This window comes from Nocardia sp. NPDC041819 (genome assembly GCF_055590505.1).
In genome coordinates this window covers 547,016-561,409 of sequence record NZ_JBVJAP010000002.1, presented here as the reverse complement: position 1 = coordinate 561,409, position 14,394 = coordinate 547,016, and the positions used below count along the sequence as shown (strand labels likewise).

Here is a 14,394-nt window from a genome sequence, read left to right as displayed (position 1 = left end):
ATGGCCGAGCAGGCTCCCGACGACGGCCGAGAACTGCTCGCCGCGGGCGCGGCAGCGTACAGCCGTGGGGACCCGGCCGAGGCCAAGCGACTCTTCGAGGACGCCGCCGAACGAACCACCGGCGACATCCGGCTCGGCGCGATCATCAACGCCGCGAGCATGGCCGACGAACTCGGCGACCACGCCGCCTCGCTCGCCCTGTACCGCTCGGCGCTGGCCGAGATGCCAGAGCACGCACCGCGATTGCGCCCGAATGCCCTGGTCAACATGTCGCAGGCGCTCCAGCATCTCGGCGAGCTGGACGCGGCGCAGGTGGCTCTGGAGCAGGCGCGGGCCTTGCTCGCCGACAACACCGACACCGACCTGGGTGTACTGCGCGTGGCCTGCCTGCTCTCCCTGACCGCCGTCGCTCTGCACCGGCAGAACTGGGCCTACGCCGCCGAACTGGCCACCGAATCGCTGGAGGCGGCCCGGCGTTTCGCGCCGCAGCTGGCCGGTCACCCGCTGATGAATCTCGCCGCCACCTACTTCGAGACCGGCCGCCGCGACTTGGCCGTCGATTTCGCGCGGCAGGCGCTCGCCGCGTTCGAGTCGGCGGGTGATCGCAACGCGGTCGCCGAGACCGAACAGAACCTCGCCACCATGCTCGTCCGCGTCGAGCGGTACGACGAGGCGGAAGCGCCGCTGCGATCCAGCCAGGAATATTTCGAGCGGGCCGGGCTCGGGCACCGAGCCGGGGTCGGCCTCAAGACCATGGGATTTCTCGCCGAGGGCCGCGGTGACCTGGCGAGCGCGCGGGAGTTCTACGAGCGGAGCCTGGCGTACTTCGTCGCGTCAGAAGCCGTGCTCGACGCCGCGGACGTGCGTATTCGCTCGGCCACCGTGGCGTTCCGCTCCGGGCGGGTCGGCGAGTGCGAGGAACTGCTCGCCACGGCGTTCGCGATCTACGCCGAGCGCGGCCTCGGCCTGCACTGCGCCCAGCTCGATTTCTGGCACGCGACGCTCTTGGAAGGCGCGATCGGCGCGACCGGATCGCCGCAGGCGGAGATGCTCGCGCGTGCCGTCGGAATCGCCGTTCCCGCCGCACTGGCCATCGACGCCGTGCGCCACACCTTGCCGAACGGCACGCAGCGCGAGCAATGGAACCGGCAGATCGCCGACCCGGCGATGCGGTTGGCGTTCCGCTTCGCCTACCTATCCGGCGATGGCGTCCTCGTCACCGACCTGGTCGAAACACAGTGCGCGGGGACGACGTTGGCGCTCGATCGGGCCGAGCGGGAAGCTCCCACCAGGCTTCCGCTCGAATTGCTCGATCCGCCGGAGGAGTTCACCGATCATCCCGGCAGCGCCGCCCTGCAACTGGGCGCCGCCCTGGCCGACGTCGCGGCCGGAGCGGGCCTGCCGGTCGCGCCGCCGCCGCGCCTGGCACTGGCCGCCGAAGGAAGGATCGCGCTCGCGCCGTTCATCGCCGCCGCCGAGCAGCGCTATGGCCGGGTGATCCGCGACGATCGGGTGCTCACGGTATGACGCGACCGACGGTGCTCGTCCGGATGGCGGACGCGGGAGACATCTACGTGTCGTGGCGGTGGGTCGATGACAGCGCACCCCGTGGCGCGGGAGTGCTTCCGGAGGACACGGCGATGCGAGCGGTCGGACTGCTGGCCGACGCGCTCCCCCGGCCCGCCGAACCCGGCGGTCTCGAGCAGGCCCTCACCACCGGCGCGTTCGCCGACTACGAGCGGGAATACGCCGTGGCACAGGCGCTCTCGCGAGCACTGCTGCCCTACGGCCTGGCCACGCAGCTCTACGAGCTGTGGCAGCGCGGCGTGCGCCCGCATATCCGGCTGCAACCCTCACCACGAGTCGCCCAGGTGCCGTGGGAACTCATCGCGCCGGACCGCGACGTCCGGCTGATCGACATCGCCGACGTCAGCCTGCTCGCTCCGGCGAGCATCGTGCAGGCGCCCGGGCGGATCGCGCGCGCCTGGACCGAGACCGCCGCGCATCCGATCGTCGCGGTGCTGGACCCGCGCATCCCCGGCTTCCGCGCCGATTCGACGCTCGGTTCGGTGCTGGGCCGGATGACCCCCGAAGCTCCGCTCGCGCGGCGGATGGCGCGTTACCTCGCGGAGGACCGATTGCGGCCCGAGGTACCGGGCCCGATGGACGCTTTCCGGCGCACCGACGTCGATCGGGACTGGCTCGGCGCCGCCCTGCGCGCCGGCGCGAGCCGCTTGATCTACGTCGGGCATGTCACCGCCGCCGCACCCGAATCCGGCCGCAGCGAGGACGCCGAATTGCACCTCGCCTGCACCGCCGACGCCGTCGGCTTCGCTGAACCATCGCGCACGCACCGGCCGCTCTCGGCCAAGGACCTGCTGCTCGGCACGCACACCATCCATCCGGATCCCGTTGCCGGACCGCAGCTGTGGCCGATGCCGAGCCGGGTCGCGCTGATCGCCTGTGAGAGCGGCGGCGACCTGCGGTTCAGCGAGGCGCTCGGCTTGACCGCCGCGATGATCACCGGCGGCGCGGAACTGGTCACCGCGAGCCGGTGGCCGCTGCCCACCGATTTCGCCTTCCAGCGCGTCGCGGGCGCACCGGCGCAAGCCCTCCCGCTCCAGGAGGCCGTCTGCGCCATCGACGAGGCGCACGAACAATCCGACCCGGTGACCGCCCTCGCCGCGTGGCAGCGCGACCGCTCGACCGCTTGGCGCGACACCGGCCGGATCGAGCATTCCCCGGTGCTCTGGGCAGCCTTCGCCACCGTGTGCGCCTGATTCGGGCAAACCATGCCCACCGGTCTCCATATACCGGTCTACGTGCGGCGATGCCGTGAGATTCGAACGAAAACGGGTAACGCTACTCCTGCGCAAACCGACACTCAGCATCGAACGTGTGGATAAGCTTCAACGCCGTCAGCCATCACGATTCCTGATCAGGAGAAGTCGCAACACCAGTCGGATGACCGCCTCGACCGGCCTCTGAGGAGCCCACCAATGCGTTACTACGCCGTCTACGACAACGACGGGAACATCGCCACCATCCTCGGACAACCCGACGACGCACCGCCGCTGCGCCCCGCCGCCTTCCATCGGGGACAACGGCTCACCGAACTGGCCCTACCGGAGGGCGTCATCGATCCCGCCGACCCGGACAACCTGACCGCTCTGCTCGACCTGGTCGCGGCCCGTGGAGCCGATGCGACGTCTTCCCATGCCGACGCGCCTGCCCATCGCTGAGCAGCACAGCGCTTCGCCGCGTCGTCACATCCGCGTGAGTGCGACCACGGGGATGACCCGGGACGTGCCCATTTCGTGTTCGGCGAAGAACGGATAGGTGTTCTTCAGCATCGCCCAGGTGCGCGCGCGGTCGTCACCGGTCAGCGGGGTGGCCAGCGCCGCATAGCTCTCCTGGCCCACCTCGACGGTGACGTGCGGGTCTTTCCGCAGATTGGAATACCAGTCGGGATTTTTCGGCGCACCGACATTGGACGCGACGATCAGCAGGCGGTCACCGTCGCGGTGGTACATCAACGGGGTGGTGTACGGGGCGCCGGTCCTGCGGCCGGTGGTGGTCAGCAAGATCAGACGGTCGCGCTGCATGCCGTCGATCTCGCCGCCCGCTCGGAACGCGGCGATGGTTCGCCGATTGATTTCCTTGACGTCCACGGTTCACCTCCCTTGATTGTGGTCGACGAACTCAGCTTTCCGTCTGGTCGCGCGCCCTGTCCGGGAAACGCCGGGATCGACCGCGTCCCCAGCGCATTCAGGTGCGATGGGCGAGCAGGTGCTGGATCAGCAGCCGGGTCAGCGCCTCGGGCGCCTCCTCCGGAATCCAGTGCGAGACATCCTCGAGCATCTCGAATCGGTACGGGCCGGAAACGTATTTCCGGGTGGCCAGCGCCGCCGTGGACCCGATGGTGGCATCCTCGGTGCCCCACACGTACAGGGTGGGCACGCTCGCCGGGCCGATCGGACCCGACTGATCCATGGCGCGATACCAGTTCAGCGCCCCGGTGAGCGCGCCCGGCCGCGCCAGCCTGCGCACGTAGTCCTCCACCCGTTCCTCCGGGATCTTCCACTCGAAGATCCGGCGCAGTGCGGCGCAGTCGTCGGCGAGCAAGCTCCGCTCCGCGGTACGCGGCTGTCGCAGCGTGGTCAGGTGATGCGACCGCTGCGCTTGGTCCTCGTCTTCGGCCATCGCCTGCTGGAGCGCGGCGGGATGCGGCTGCGACACCGCGCTGAACGTGCGAACCCGCTGCGGCAGCTCCGCCGCCACCGCCCACCCGACCAGCGCGCCGCAGTCGTGCCCGATCAGGTCGAACCGCTCCCAGCCCAGCGCGTCGGCGATGGCCACCACGTCGCCGACCAACTCCGCGAGCCGGTATTCGGCGGCTCGCTCCGGCCGCACACCCGGCGAATATCCGCGCTGGTCGGGTGCCACCGCGTGGCACCCGCCTCCGCCCAGCACCCCGAGCTGGAACTCCCACTCCCGCGCGCCCTGCGGAAATCCGTGCAGCAGCAGCACCTCCCGGTCGCCGGAAGAGCCGGCGGCCAGTACGTCGAAGGTTCCCGCTCCGGTGCGAATCTCGAGTTCTTCGATCACCTGCCCGACTCTAGAACCGGGTACCGACGCGGTCAGTGCTCGTCGAAGTGACCGTCGTGCACCGCGTGGCGGTGGCCGTCGTGCACGTAGTCGACGTGGTCCCCGTGCTGGACGGCCTCGTGGCCGCAGTTGGGACCGTGCTGATGCGGATGCTGGGCGCACTCGGTGTGCTCCGACCGCTCGCATTCGTCGTAGTGCCCCTGGTGTTCGCGATGCAGATGACCATCGTGGGCGTAGTCGATGTGATCGCCGTGCTGGAACGCGGTGTGCCCGCAGTCCGGGCCGTGCACATGGTCGTGGCCGGTGTGCTGCGCGTGTGCTGTGGTCATCGAATTTCCCTCTTTCCTGGCGCGGATAGCTGGAATCGTGATGACCAATACATTAGCAGGTGCGCATCAATAGAGATTGCCTCGCGTGTGCTGGCACGGCGTGCCGACTCAGAGCACCTGCGCGAGGAATCTCTGCAATCGCGGCGTCTGCGCGTCGTCGAACAAGGCGTCGGGCGTGCCGGTCTCCACGACCTGCCCCTGGTCCATGAACACGACGGTGTCGGAGACGCTGCGGGCGAAGCCCATCTCGTGGGTCACCACGACCATCGACATGCCGCCGGAAGCGAGGTCGGCCATCAGGGCGAGCACGCCCTTCACCAGTTCGGGATCCAGCGCCGAGGTGGCCTCGTCGAAGAACATGAGTTCCGGTCGCATCGCCAGCGCCCGCGCGATGGCGACCCGCTGCTGTTGCCCGCCTGACAGGTTGGCGGGGCGGGTATCGGCCTTGTCGGCGAGGCCGACGATCTCCAGCTGTTCGATGGCCAGCGCCCGCGCCTGGTCCTTGGACAGGCCGCGCAGCTTGCGCGGCCCGAGCGCGACGTTCTCCGCGACCGTCTTGTGCGGGAAGAGGTTGAACTGCTGGAACACCATGCCGATGCGCTGGCGCAAGCGATCGGCGTTCTCCGTGAGCACGGACTTGCCGTCCAGCAGCACGTCGCCCTGATCCGGCTCGTAGAGCCGGTTCAGCACCCGCAGCAGGGTCGACTTGCCCGACCCGGACGGCCCGATGACGGTGGCGGTCTTGCCCGCGTCCACGTGGATGTCGATCCCGCGCAGCACATGGTTGTGCCCGAGCGTCAGATGCAGTCCGGTACCGGTGAGGGAGGCACTCATCTATCCGCGCCCTTCCGTGATCGTGGCCGCCTCGACTTGGTCGATCGGCCGGTCGGGCCTGCCGGTCCGCATCCGGCGGTCGATGTAGTTGACCAGGTGGGTGAGCGGGATGGTGAGGATCAGATAGACCAGGCCCGCGGCCACCAGCGGCGAGAGGTTCCCGGTCTGCGCGTTGAGGTCGCGGCCGACGGCGAACAACTCGCGCTGAGTGGCGAGCAGGCCGAGGAAGTAGATCAGCGACGAGTCCTTGATCAGGGCGATGAACTGGTTCATCAGCGCGGGCAGCACCCGGCGGACGCCTTGCGGGATCACCACCAGCGTCATCGCTTGGCGGTAGCCGAACCCGATCGCGCGGGCCGCCTCCAGCTGCCCGGCCTCGACCGACTGGATACCGGAGCGGAAGATCTCGCCGATGTAGGCCGAGGCGAGCAACGCCAGCGCGACGGCGCCGAGCCAGTAGGGGTTGTTGCCGGTGAGGTTGCGCACCACCGGGCCGACGCCGAGCCCGATCAGCAGGATGATCACCACGGCGGGCAGACCACGGAAGATGTCGGTGTACACCCGGGCGGGCCAGCGCAGCCAGCGGGTCCGCGAGATCCCGGCGACCGCGAGCAGCATGCCGAGGACGGTGCCGAGCGCACCCGAGACCACCGCGAGGATCAGGGTATTGGGCAGACCGGTCTTGAACAGGTCGGGGAAGGCCTTGCGGTACAGCGACCAGTCGAAGAACGTGTCCTTCAACTGCTGCACGGTGGATTTCGGCGCGTTCTGCTGCGTCTCATTCGTTTGCTTGCCCGCGGCCAACGCGGCGAAGTCCGGCAGCTGCGGCGCGGGCGCGGCTTTGGAGCCGGGCTTCCAACCGGGGGGCAATTGCCTGGGCACCCAGTCGGTGTAGAGCTCGGCGTAGGTACCGTCCGCGATCACGGCGTCCAAGCCGCTGTTGAGCGCGTCGATGAGCGGCTGGTTGTTCTTGGCGACCGCGTACCCGACGAAGTTGTCCAGGCTGAAGGTGTTCTGCGAGACCGATATTCCGTCACCCGGCGCGATCGCGCCCTCCGCTTGCGCGGACGGAGCGACCCACGCGTCCACCTGGCCGGATTTCAGGTTGGCGTAGGCGGTGTTGTAGTCGGGGAACTTCACCGGGTCCAGATGCAGCTGGTTCACCACGAACTCGTCCTGCACGGTGCCCTGCACCACGGCGATCCGAGTGCTCCGGTTCAGGTCGGAAAACCCTTTGATGGCGCTGCCGTTCGGCGCCACCAGGGAGAAGTAGCCGAAGTCGTAGCCGTTGGTGAAGCCGACCAGCTGGCGGCGCGCGTCGGTGGTGGTGATGTTGGACGAGCCCACGTCGAAACGACCGCCGGACACCTGGGCGAGCAACCCGGCGAACTCGGTGCCGGAGAACTCCACCTGGAGGCCGAGCTTGGCGCCGATCGCCTTCAGCAGTTCGTTGTCGAAGCCGGTGAACGTGCCCTGCCGGTCGACGCAGATGCTCGGCGGTGCGTCCGAGAGCGTGCCCACGCTGAGCTTGCCGGGCGTGATCAAACCGAGCTTCGAGACGTCGATGGAATTCAGCGGCACGGTGGTCGCGGTGGTGTAGCGGTCACTGCCCGCGGCGGCCGAGGAAGCCAGGTTGGTCGGCGCGGCGGAGGCCGCGGCCACGCCGGGCGGCGCACAGAGATTGCGCTCCGTGGCCGCGTCGTCGGAGCCGGAACCGCACGCCGTCGCACTGAGACCGACGGCAAGCAATAACACGGCGATCAACGCACGAGACCGCACAGCGGGCACAACAGCCATGACGGACAACCCTAGCCGCGAAAATCTGCTATTCCACAGCTACCCCAGGGTCGCCGACATGGGAAGCCGATGCCGGGGTAGCCGCCGAGATTACGATCACGCTGATCGGAACGCCTCGCGGCGACACGACAGCCGGCAGGCAATCCGTCCTCAGGCCAGGCCGCTGACCGGTTCCGGGTTGACCTCGTCACGCCATCGGACGGCGGCGGCGACCGCGCCCAGATCGTAGTCCGGGCCGCTGACCCCGATGGTGAAGGTCGTCACGCCCGCGTCGACGAAGGCGGCCGCCTTCTCCAGCCCCGGCCACTGCACCGAGCGCTCGATGCGCGCCTGGTCGGTGCCGACGGCGGCGCAATGCTCGGCGAGCACCTTGTTCTTGTGTGCGAGCACGTCCAGGTCGGCGAAGGTGTGCCACATGTCGGCGTACTGCGCGACCAGCCGCAAGGTCTTCTTCTCGCCACCGCCGCCGATCAGGATCGGCAGGTCGCGGGTCGGGCGCGGATTCAGTTTCGGCAGCCGGGCGCTGATCCGGGCCAGGGTCTCCTTCAGCAGCTCCAGCCTGCTGCCCGGGGTGCCGAACTCGTAGCCGTACTCGTCGTAGTCCTTCTGGAACCAGCCCGCGCCGAGGCCGAGAATGAGCCGGCCACCGCTGATGTGATCGACGGTGCGCGCCATATCGGCCAGCAGGTCCGGATTGCGGTAGCCGCCGCCGGTGACCAGCGCGCCGATCTCCACCCGCTCGGTCTGCTCGGCGAACGCGCCCAGCATCGTCCAGCACTCGAAGTGCGCGCCGTCGGGATCGCCGGTGAGCGGATAGAAGTGGTCCCAGTTGAACACGATGTCGACACCCGCGTCCTCGCAGCGCAACACGGCATCGCGGATGAGTCGGTACTCCGGCGCGTGCTGCGGCTGTAGCTGCACTCCGATACGAACTGGACGACTCATGGCACTCTCCTCGTCGCTCGGCCCGCCCCCGCCCGAGGCTACCGGCGCGGTCGCCTCCCCGCAGGCAGCCACCGGTCCACGGCGCGCGCCGACACGCCCGGTGCGAGCTAGGTTGGGGACGCGATGCCGAGCGGGCGGAGGGAGGTGCCGGGTGTGACCGACGGCGACGACGATGTGGTCCGCTCGGTCGTCTCGACGATCCTGCGTGATCGTGACCGGTTGATCGCCGAGCTGTCGGCGTCCATGCGCGCGCAGGTCGCGGCGCTCGACTCGGACACCAGGCTGCGCGGCCTGTTCGAAGCGGGCACCACCGACAACCTGATGTCGGTCCTGGACTTCGTGCAGAACGACGCCGCCGAGCACGAGGTGCACGCCCCGGCGCGGGCGCTGGTGTACGCGCGCACGCTCGCCCAGCGCGACGTCCCGCTGTCCGCGCTGATCCGCGCCTACCGGGTGGGGCATGCCGGGTTCCTCGATGTCGCGATGCGCTACGCCGTGGAACTGGGCGGTCCGGACAGTGCGGCGGCCATCATCCGGATCGTCAATCGCACCGCCGTGTACATCGACCGGGTGTGCGAGCACGTCGGCGTCGCCTACGAACAGGAGCGCGACCGGTGGGTGGGCAGCCGCGGCGGCCTGCGCCAGGAGTGGGTGGCCCGGGTACTGGACGGCTCGGCCGACGACATCGGCCGAGCCGAGCAAGTGCTGCGTTATCCCCTGACCGGCCACCACGTCGCGGTGAACGCCTGGACCGAGCCGCAGCTCTCGGCGCGGGCCGCGATGGACGTCCTCGATGCCGTTCGCGCGGCGCTGGTGCCGCTGTTGGGCAACCCGCGCCGGGGGTTGCTGGTGCCGACCGACGAACGCGAGGTCCGGATGTGGTTCTCCGTCTCCCGCGACCTGACGATCGATATCGAGGCCATCCAGCGGGCGCTGTCGGCCCTGTCGTTGCCGGCGCGGGTGGCGATCGGGGGGCGCGGCGGCGGTGTCGAGGGATTCCGTCGCAGCCTGCGCCGAGCCGACCGGGTACGCGAACTCGTGCTGCTCGCCGGAGACGGCGCACCCCGGGCGGTGTCGCACGAGCAGGTGGCGGCCATCGCTCTACTGAGTGGTGACATCGAGGAACTGCGCCGATACGTGGCCGACTGCCTCGGTGAGCTCGCCACCGACAACCAGCGCAATCTCTGGTTGCGCGAAACGCTGCGCGTCTTCCTCGCCAACAACCGCAGTTACGCCGCGGCCGCGCAGGAGTTGGCCGTCCATCGCAACACCGTCCAGTACCGGGTGGGGCAGGCCGTCGAGCTGATCGGCCACGTCTTCGACGATCACGACCGCACGCTGCACCTGCACCTGGCGTTGCAGGCCGCGCGCTGGCTCGGACCGGCGGTACTGCGACCGAACCCGGCGCTCTGAGCCCGGCCGCTCTATGTGCGCACCGCACGAAAGTTGTACGAAGTTTCGGTGTCGGCGAATATGGTCCGTCTCACATCCCGGTTCGTAGCATTCCCCCGGATGCGCAGCTGAGCTGAGGAGAAACCGCCATGTCAACGCTGGAAACGGTGCGCGGGACGATCGATACCGCCGATATCGGAGTGACATTGATGCACGAGCACGTCTTCGTGCTCACCGGAGACATGCAGCAGAACTATCCGGCCGAATGGGGCTCCGAGGACGAACGCATCGCCGACGCGGTGCGCAGGCTGCGAGTCGCCTACGACGCCGGTGTGCGCACGATCGTCGATCCCACGGTGGTCGGGCTGGGCCGCTACATTCCGCGTATTCAGCGAATCGCCGAGCAAGTGCCGCTGAACCTGGTGGTCGCCACCGGTATCTACACCTACGGCGATCTCCCGTTCTTCTTCCACTACCGCGGGCCCGCGTTGAACGACATCGTCGGGGCGCAGGTCCCCGACCCGATGGTCGACATGTTCATCGGCGACATCCGCGACGGCATCGCGGGCACCGGCGTGAAGGCGGGCATGCTCAAGTGCGCGATCGACCGGCAAGGTCTCACCCCGGGCGTGGAGCGGGTGATGCGCGCGGTCGCCCGGGCCCATCTCGCGACCGGCGTCCCGATCACGGTGCACACCCATCCCGAGTCACGCAGCGGACTGGACGTGAAGCGCGTGATGTGCGACGAGGAAGGCGTCGACCCCCGCCGCATCGTGCTCGGCCACAGCGGCGACACCACCGACTGCGATCACCTCGCCTACCTGGCCGACGCCGGCTTCGTGCTCGGCATGGACCGCTTCGGCATCAACCTCGAAACCACCTTCGAAGCCCGCGCGGACACGCTGATCGAAATGGTGCGCCGCGGCTACGCCGACCGGATGGTGCTGTCCCAGGACGCCTGCTGTTACCTCGATTGGATCGAGCCGGCCGCCATGGCCGCCCTGCCGCAGTGGCACTACACCCACCTGTTCGAGGACGTCTTCCCCTACGTGCTCGATCGCGGCGTCACCAAGGAGCAGATCGGCGCGATGCTCATCGACGTTCCGCGCGCGTTCTTCGAGGCGCGCACACGCTGACATGGCTCATCGCCGACCGGCCCGATAGGATCGCCGCACCCTTACTCGGATCGTCCGGCACGTTCCTGCCGGGATGGGATGTGAATTCGTCATGGCCACGGTGACCTTCGACAACGCGACGCGGCTCTACCCCGGGTCCACCACACCCGCGGTGGATCGGCTGAATCTGGAGATCGAGGACGGTGAGTTCTTGGTCCTGGTCGGCCCGTCCGGCTGCGGGAAGTCGACCTCGCTGCGCATGCTCGCCGGGCTGGAGGACGTCAACGGTGGCCGCATCCTGATCGGCGACAGGGATGTGACGCACGCCGAGCCGAAGGAACGCGACATCGCCATGGTGTTCCAGAACTACGCGCTCTACCCGCACATGACCGTGGCCGAGAACATGGGCTTCGCGCTGAAATTGGCCAAGGTCGCCAAGGCGGAGAAGCAGAAGCGGGTCCTGGAGGCGGCCAAGCTGCTGGACCTGGAGCCCTTCCTGGATCGCAAGCCGAAGGCGCTGTCCGGTGGCCAGCGCCAGCGGGTCGCGATGGGCCGCGCGATCGTGCGCCAGCCGCAGGTGTTCCTGATGGACGAGCCGCTGTCCAACCTGGACGCCAAGTTGCGGGTGCAGACCCGCACCCAGATCGCGCAGTTGCAGCGCAGGCTCGCCACCACCACGGTGTACGTCACGCACGACCAGGTCGAGGCGATGACCATGGGCGACCGGGTCGCCGTGCTGAAGGACGGCCTGCTGCAACAGTGCGCCACGCCGCGCGACCTCTACCGCGATCCGGCCAACGTGTTCGTCGCGGGATTCATGGGCTCACCGGCCATGAACCTGTTCACGCTTCCGATCACCGACGGCCGGGTCCAACTGGGCGGTCACGCGCTCGCGTTGCCGCGCTCGGTGGCGGACGCCGCCGGGGCCACCGTCACCGTCGGCATCCGGCCGGAGCACTTCGAGCTGGGCGACGACGGCTCCGGCATCGAGATGGAAGTGGATGTGGTGGAGGAACTCGGCTCCGACGCCTACATCTACGGCCGCACCAGCGCCGAGGGCGCGACCGACGGCGCCGGGGAAACCATTGTGGCGCGTGCGGATTGGCGCAACCCGCCCGCGAAGGGCACCCGCCTGCGGCTGGCCACCGATGCGGAGCACATCTACTTCTTCGACATCGACGGGCGCAGGCTCAACTGACACCGCGCCCAGCCGTCCGCTCGCCCACCAGGGCGGGCGGACCAGCAACCCGCGCCGGGCAGCGATCCAACCACCGCGCGGAACATGGTCGCCGGGAGCCGGCCGGCGCGGTCAGTCCGTCGCGTCCGATCGACGGCGTTCGCGCCGCCGCCGGGCGTATTCGTCGTTGAGCCGCACGCCCAGTTCCTCGAGTTCGATCTCGCGGCCGGATTCGCTGCGCACCTGCACCCGCACCGGGTCGCCGGTGGCCTCCTCGACCAAGAGCAGCGGGGCCGGTCCCGGTTGTAAGTAGGCGTCCCCCCACTGCATGAGCGCCAGCACGGCGGGCAGCAGATCCCGACCCATCCGGGTGAGCACGTATTCGTGCCGGGTGCGCTTGCCCTCCTCTCGGTACGGCCGTTTCGCCAGCAAGCCCGCATCGGTGAGCTTGCGCAACTGGGCGGCGGCCGCCGCGTCGGTGATGCCGACCCGGCTGGCGAACCCGTCGAACCGCCGCGTCCCGTAGTACGCCTCGCGCAGGATGAGTACCGCCGAGCGGGTGCCGATGAGGTCCATCGCTTTCGCGATCGAGCATTCGTCGGCCTTCCACGCGCTGAGATCGGCCAACGGTCCTTCCATCACTGCTGCCATGACGAACATCATACCGAAGCTGACTTGCCTCGACTATTGCCAGAGGTACTCTGACTATGTGTTGATAGAGCCAGGCATGGCGGCCCGGCTCTCGGTCCGGAAGGAAGCACCATGAGAGACGCGGTGATTGTCGAAGCGGTACGCACCCCGATCGGCAAAGGCAAGCCGAACGGCGCACTGCACAATGTCAACGCGGTGGATCTGCTGGCCCACAGCCTGCGCGAGGTGGTGGACCGCAGCGGCATCGATCCCGCACTCATCGACGACGTGATCGGCGGCGTCGTCACGCAGTTCGGCGAGCAGGGCGCGAACATGACCAGGCGCGCCGCGCTGGCCGCCGGATATCCCGAATCCGTCCCCGCGACCACCGTCGACCGGCAGTGCGGCAGCAGCCAGCAGGCGATCCACTTCGCCGCGCAAGGCGTGATCGCGGGCGCCTACGACATCGTGGTCGCCGCGGGCGTGGAGTCGATGGGGCGAATTCCCATGGGCGCCAATCTGGTCGGTTCGGACGATATCTCCGGCATCGGCTTCGCCGAGCGCTACCCCGACGGCCTGGTGTCGCAGGGCATCAGCGCCGAGCTGATCGCGGCGAAGTGGGGACTCACCCGCACGCAGCTGGACGAGTTCGCGCTCGCCAGTCACGACAAGGCCGCGCTCGCCACGAAGAACGGCCTGTTCGCCCGGGAACTGGCGCCGATCAACGGGCTCACCACCGACGAGGGCATCCGGGTCGGCAGCACGTTGGAGACGCTGGGCGCACTCCGGCCCGCCTACTACGACCCGGCCATGGCCGCCCGCTTCCCGCAGATCGGCTGGGCCATCACGGCGGCGTCCGCGAGCCAGGTCAGCGACGGCAGCGCGGCGGTGCTCATCATGACCAGCGAGCGCGCGAAAGAACTCGGGTTGAAACCGCTCGCCCGGCTGCACAGCTTCGCGGTGGCCGGTGACGACCCGCTGCTGATGCTCACCGCGGTGATCCCGGCGACCCGGGAAGTGTTGCAGCGCGCCGGTTTGCAGCTGTCGGACATCGATCTGGTCGAGATCAACGAGGCGTTCTCGCCGGTGGTGCTGGCCTGGGCGCACGACACCGGCGCGGACCTGGCGAAGGTCAACGTCAACGGCGGCGCGATCGCCATCGGCCACCCACTCGGCGCGTCCGGCGCGCGCCTGATGACCACGCTGGTGCACGCCATGCAAGACCGTGGCGCCCGCTACGGCCTGCAAACCATGTGTGAGGCGGGCGGTTTGGCCAACGCCACCATCATCGAAAGGTTGTGATCAGCCGCGCCGCCGGCGGTGCGTGTTCGTCGCGCGAACACGCACGCCGGTGGCGGGCGTTCGGTGGTCGGCCGCGCCGAACCGCACACGCGATGACGCGAGGCCGCCGACCGCGCCCGGCTCACCCGGCCGACACCGCGTGCCCTCACGTACGGGTGTCCTCCGAGTCGGGTGCTGAATCAGGATCGCCGGTCGATTCGGCGGCCGACCGAGCAGGGCAGCGGGCACGGGTTGATCTTTCGCCAGCGGAACTCGCGCCGAAGCT

At 69.0% G+C, this 14,394-nt stretch carries 14 protein-coding genes; 7 read left to right on the top strand and 7 right to left on the bottom strand.

What is annotated here, in order from left to right:
• The 3 genes from ACZ6DL_RS09305 (at position 1) to ACZ6DL_RS09295 (ending at position 3,242) form a co-directional block, all read left to right on the top strand.
• A complete protein-coding gene (locus ACZ6DL_RS09305) occupies positions 1–1,527 on the top strand; it encodes a tetratricopeptide repeat protein (RefSeq protein ID WP_466050078.1) in 1,527 nt (508 codons plus the stop codon).
• A complete protein-coding gene (locus ACZ6DL_RS09300; RefSeq protein WP_466050077.1) occupies positions 1,524–2,780 on the top strand; it encodes a CHAT domain-containing protein in 1,257 nt (418 codons plus the stop codon). Before ACZ6DL_RS09305 ends, ACZ6DL_RS09300 begins: the two co-directional genes overlap by 4 nt.
• A 219-nt stretch (positions 2,781–2,999) precedes the next feature.
• Entirely contained in the window at positions 3,000–3,242 is a 243-nt protein-coding gene (locus tag ACZ6DL_RS09295) for a hypothetical protein (RefSeq protein ID WP_466050076.1), read from the top strand.
• A 24-nt stretch (positions 3,243–3,266) separates the two neighbouring features.
• On the opposite strand, the gene ACZ6DL_RS09290 is transcribed toward ACZ6DL_RS09295, so the two are convergent.
• The 6 genes from ACZ6DL_RS09290 to ACZ6DL_RS09265 all read right to left on the bottom strand — a co-directional run bounded on the left by ACZ6DL_RS09290 (position 3,267) and on the right by ACZ6DL_RS09265 (position 8,513).
• On the bottom strand, positions 3,267–3,671 hold the full coding sequence (locus ACZ6DL_RS09290; protein WP_466050075.1) for a nitroreductase family deazaflavin-dependent oxidoreductase: 405 nt from the start codon (positions 3,669–3,671) through the stop codon (positions 3,267–3,269).
• Between the two features lie 97 nt (positions 3,672–3,768).
• Entirely contained in the window at positions 3,769–4,608 is an 840-nt protein-coding gene (locus tag ACZ6DL_RS09285; RefSeq protein ID WP_466050074.1) for an alpha/beta fold hydrolase, read from the bottom strand.
• A 32-nt stretch (positions 4,609–4,640) separates the two neighbouring features.
• Positions 4,641–4,937, bottom strand: a complete 297-nt coding sequence (locus ACZ6DL_RS09280; protein ID WP_466050073.1) for a hypothetical protein — start codon at positions 4,935–4,937, stop codon at positions 4,641–4,643.
• Positions 4,938–5,045: 108 nt separating this feature from the next.
• On the bottom strand, positions 5,046–5,771 hold the full coding sequence (locus ACZ6DL_RS09275; protein ID WP_466050072.1) for an amino acid ABC transporter ATP-binding protein: 726 nt from the start codon (positions 5,769–5,771) through the stop codon (positions 5,046–5,048).
• Entirely contained in the window at positions 5,772–7,568 is a 1,797-nt protein-coding gene (locus ACZ6DL_RS09270; RefSeq protein WP_466050071.1) for an ABC transporter substrate-binding protein/permease, read from the bottom strand. It abuts the gene before it with no gap.
• Positions 7,569–7,718: 150 nt separating this feature from the next.
• Positions 7,719–8,513, bottom strand: coding sequence for an LLM class F420-dependent oxidoreductase (locus tag ACZ6DL_RS09265; protein ID WP_391461303.1), 795 nt, complete (start codon positions 8,511–8,513; stop codon positions 7,719–7,721).
• A gap of 153 nt (positions 8,514–8,666) precedes the next feature.
• Between ACZ6DL_RS09265 and ACZ6DL_RS09260 the strand changes: the two genes are divergently transcribed.
• The 3 genes from ACZ6DL_RS09260 to ACZ6DL_RS09250 all read left to right on the top strand — a co-directional run bounded on the left by ACZ6DL_RS09260 (position 8,667) and on the right by ACZ6DL_RS09250 (position 12,218).
• On the top strand, positions 8,667–9,926 hold the full coding sequence (locus tag ACZ6DL_RS09260) for a PucR family transcriptional regulator (RefSeq protein ID WP_466050070.1): 1,260 nt from the start codon (positions 8,667–8,669) through the stop codon (positions 9,924–9,926).
• Positions 9,927–10,054: 128 nt separating this feature from the next.
• Positions 10,055–11,041 carry a phosphotriesterase family protein gene (locus tag ACZ6DL_RS09255; protein WP_466050069.1) on the top strand — a complete coding sequence of 329 codons (987 nt, stop codon included), beginning with the start codon at positions 10,055–10,057 and terminating at the stop codon, positions 11,039–11,041.
• A 91-nt stretch (positions 11,042–11,132) separates the two neighbouring features.
• The gene (locus tag ACZ6DL_RS09250) at positions 11,133–12,218 is read left to right on the top strand and encodes an ABC transporter ATP-binding protein (protein WP_466050068.1); all 1,086 of its coding nucleotides are present in this window, start codon (positions 11,133–11,135) and stop codon (positions 12,216–12,218) included.
• Positions 12,219–12,329: 111 nt separating this feature from the next.
• Here the strand turns inward: ACZ6DL_RS09250 and ACZ6DL_RS09245 are convergent, their stop codons facing one another.
• The gene (locus tag ACZ6DL_RS09245) at positions 12,330–12,860 is read right to left on the bottom strand and encodes a winged helix-turn-helix transcriptional regulator (RefSeq protein ID WP_466050067.1); all 531 of its coding nucleotides are present in this window, start codon (positions 12,858–12,860) and stop codon (positions 12,330–12,332) included.
• Positions 12,861–12,959: 99 nt separating this feature from the next.
• On the opposite strand from ACZ6DL_RS09245, the gene ACZ6DL_RS09240 reads away from it, so the two are divergent.
• Entirely contained in the window at positions 12,960–14,129 is a 1,170-nt protein-coding gene (locus ACZ6DL_RS09240) for a thiolase family protein (RefSeq protein ID WP_466050066.1), read from the top strand.
• Positions 14,130–14,394: the final 265 nt, after the last annotated feature.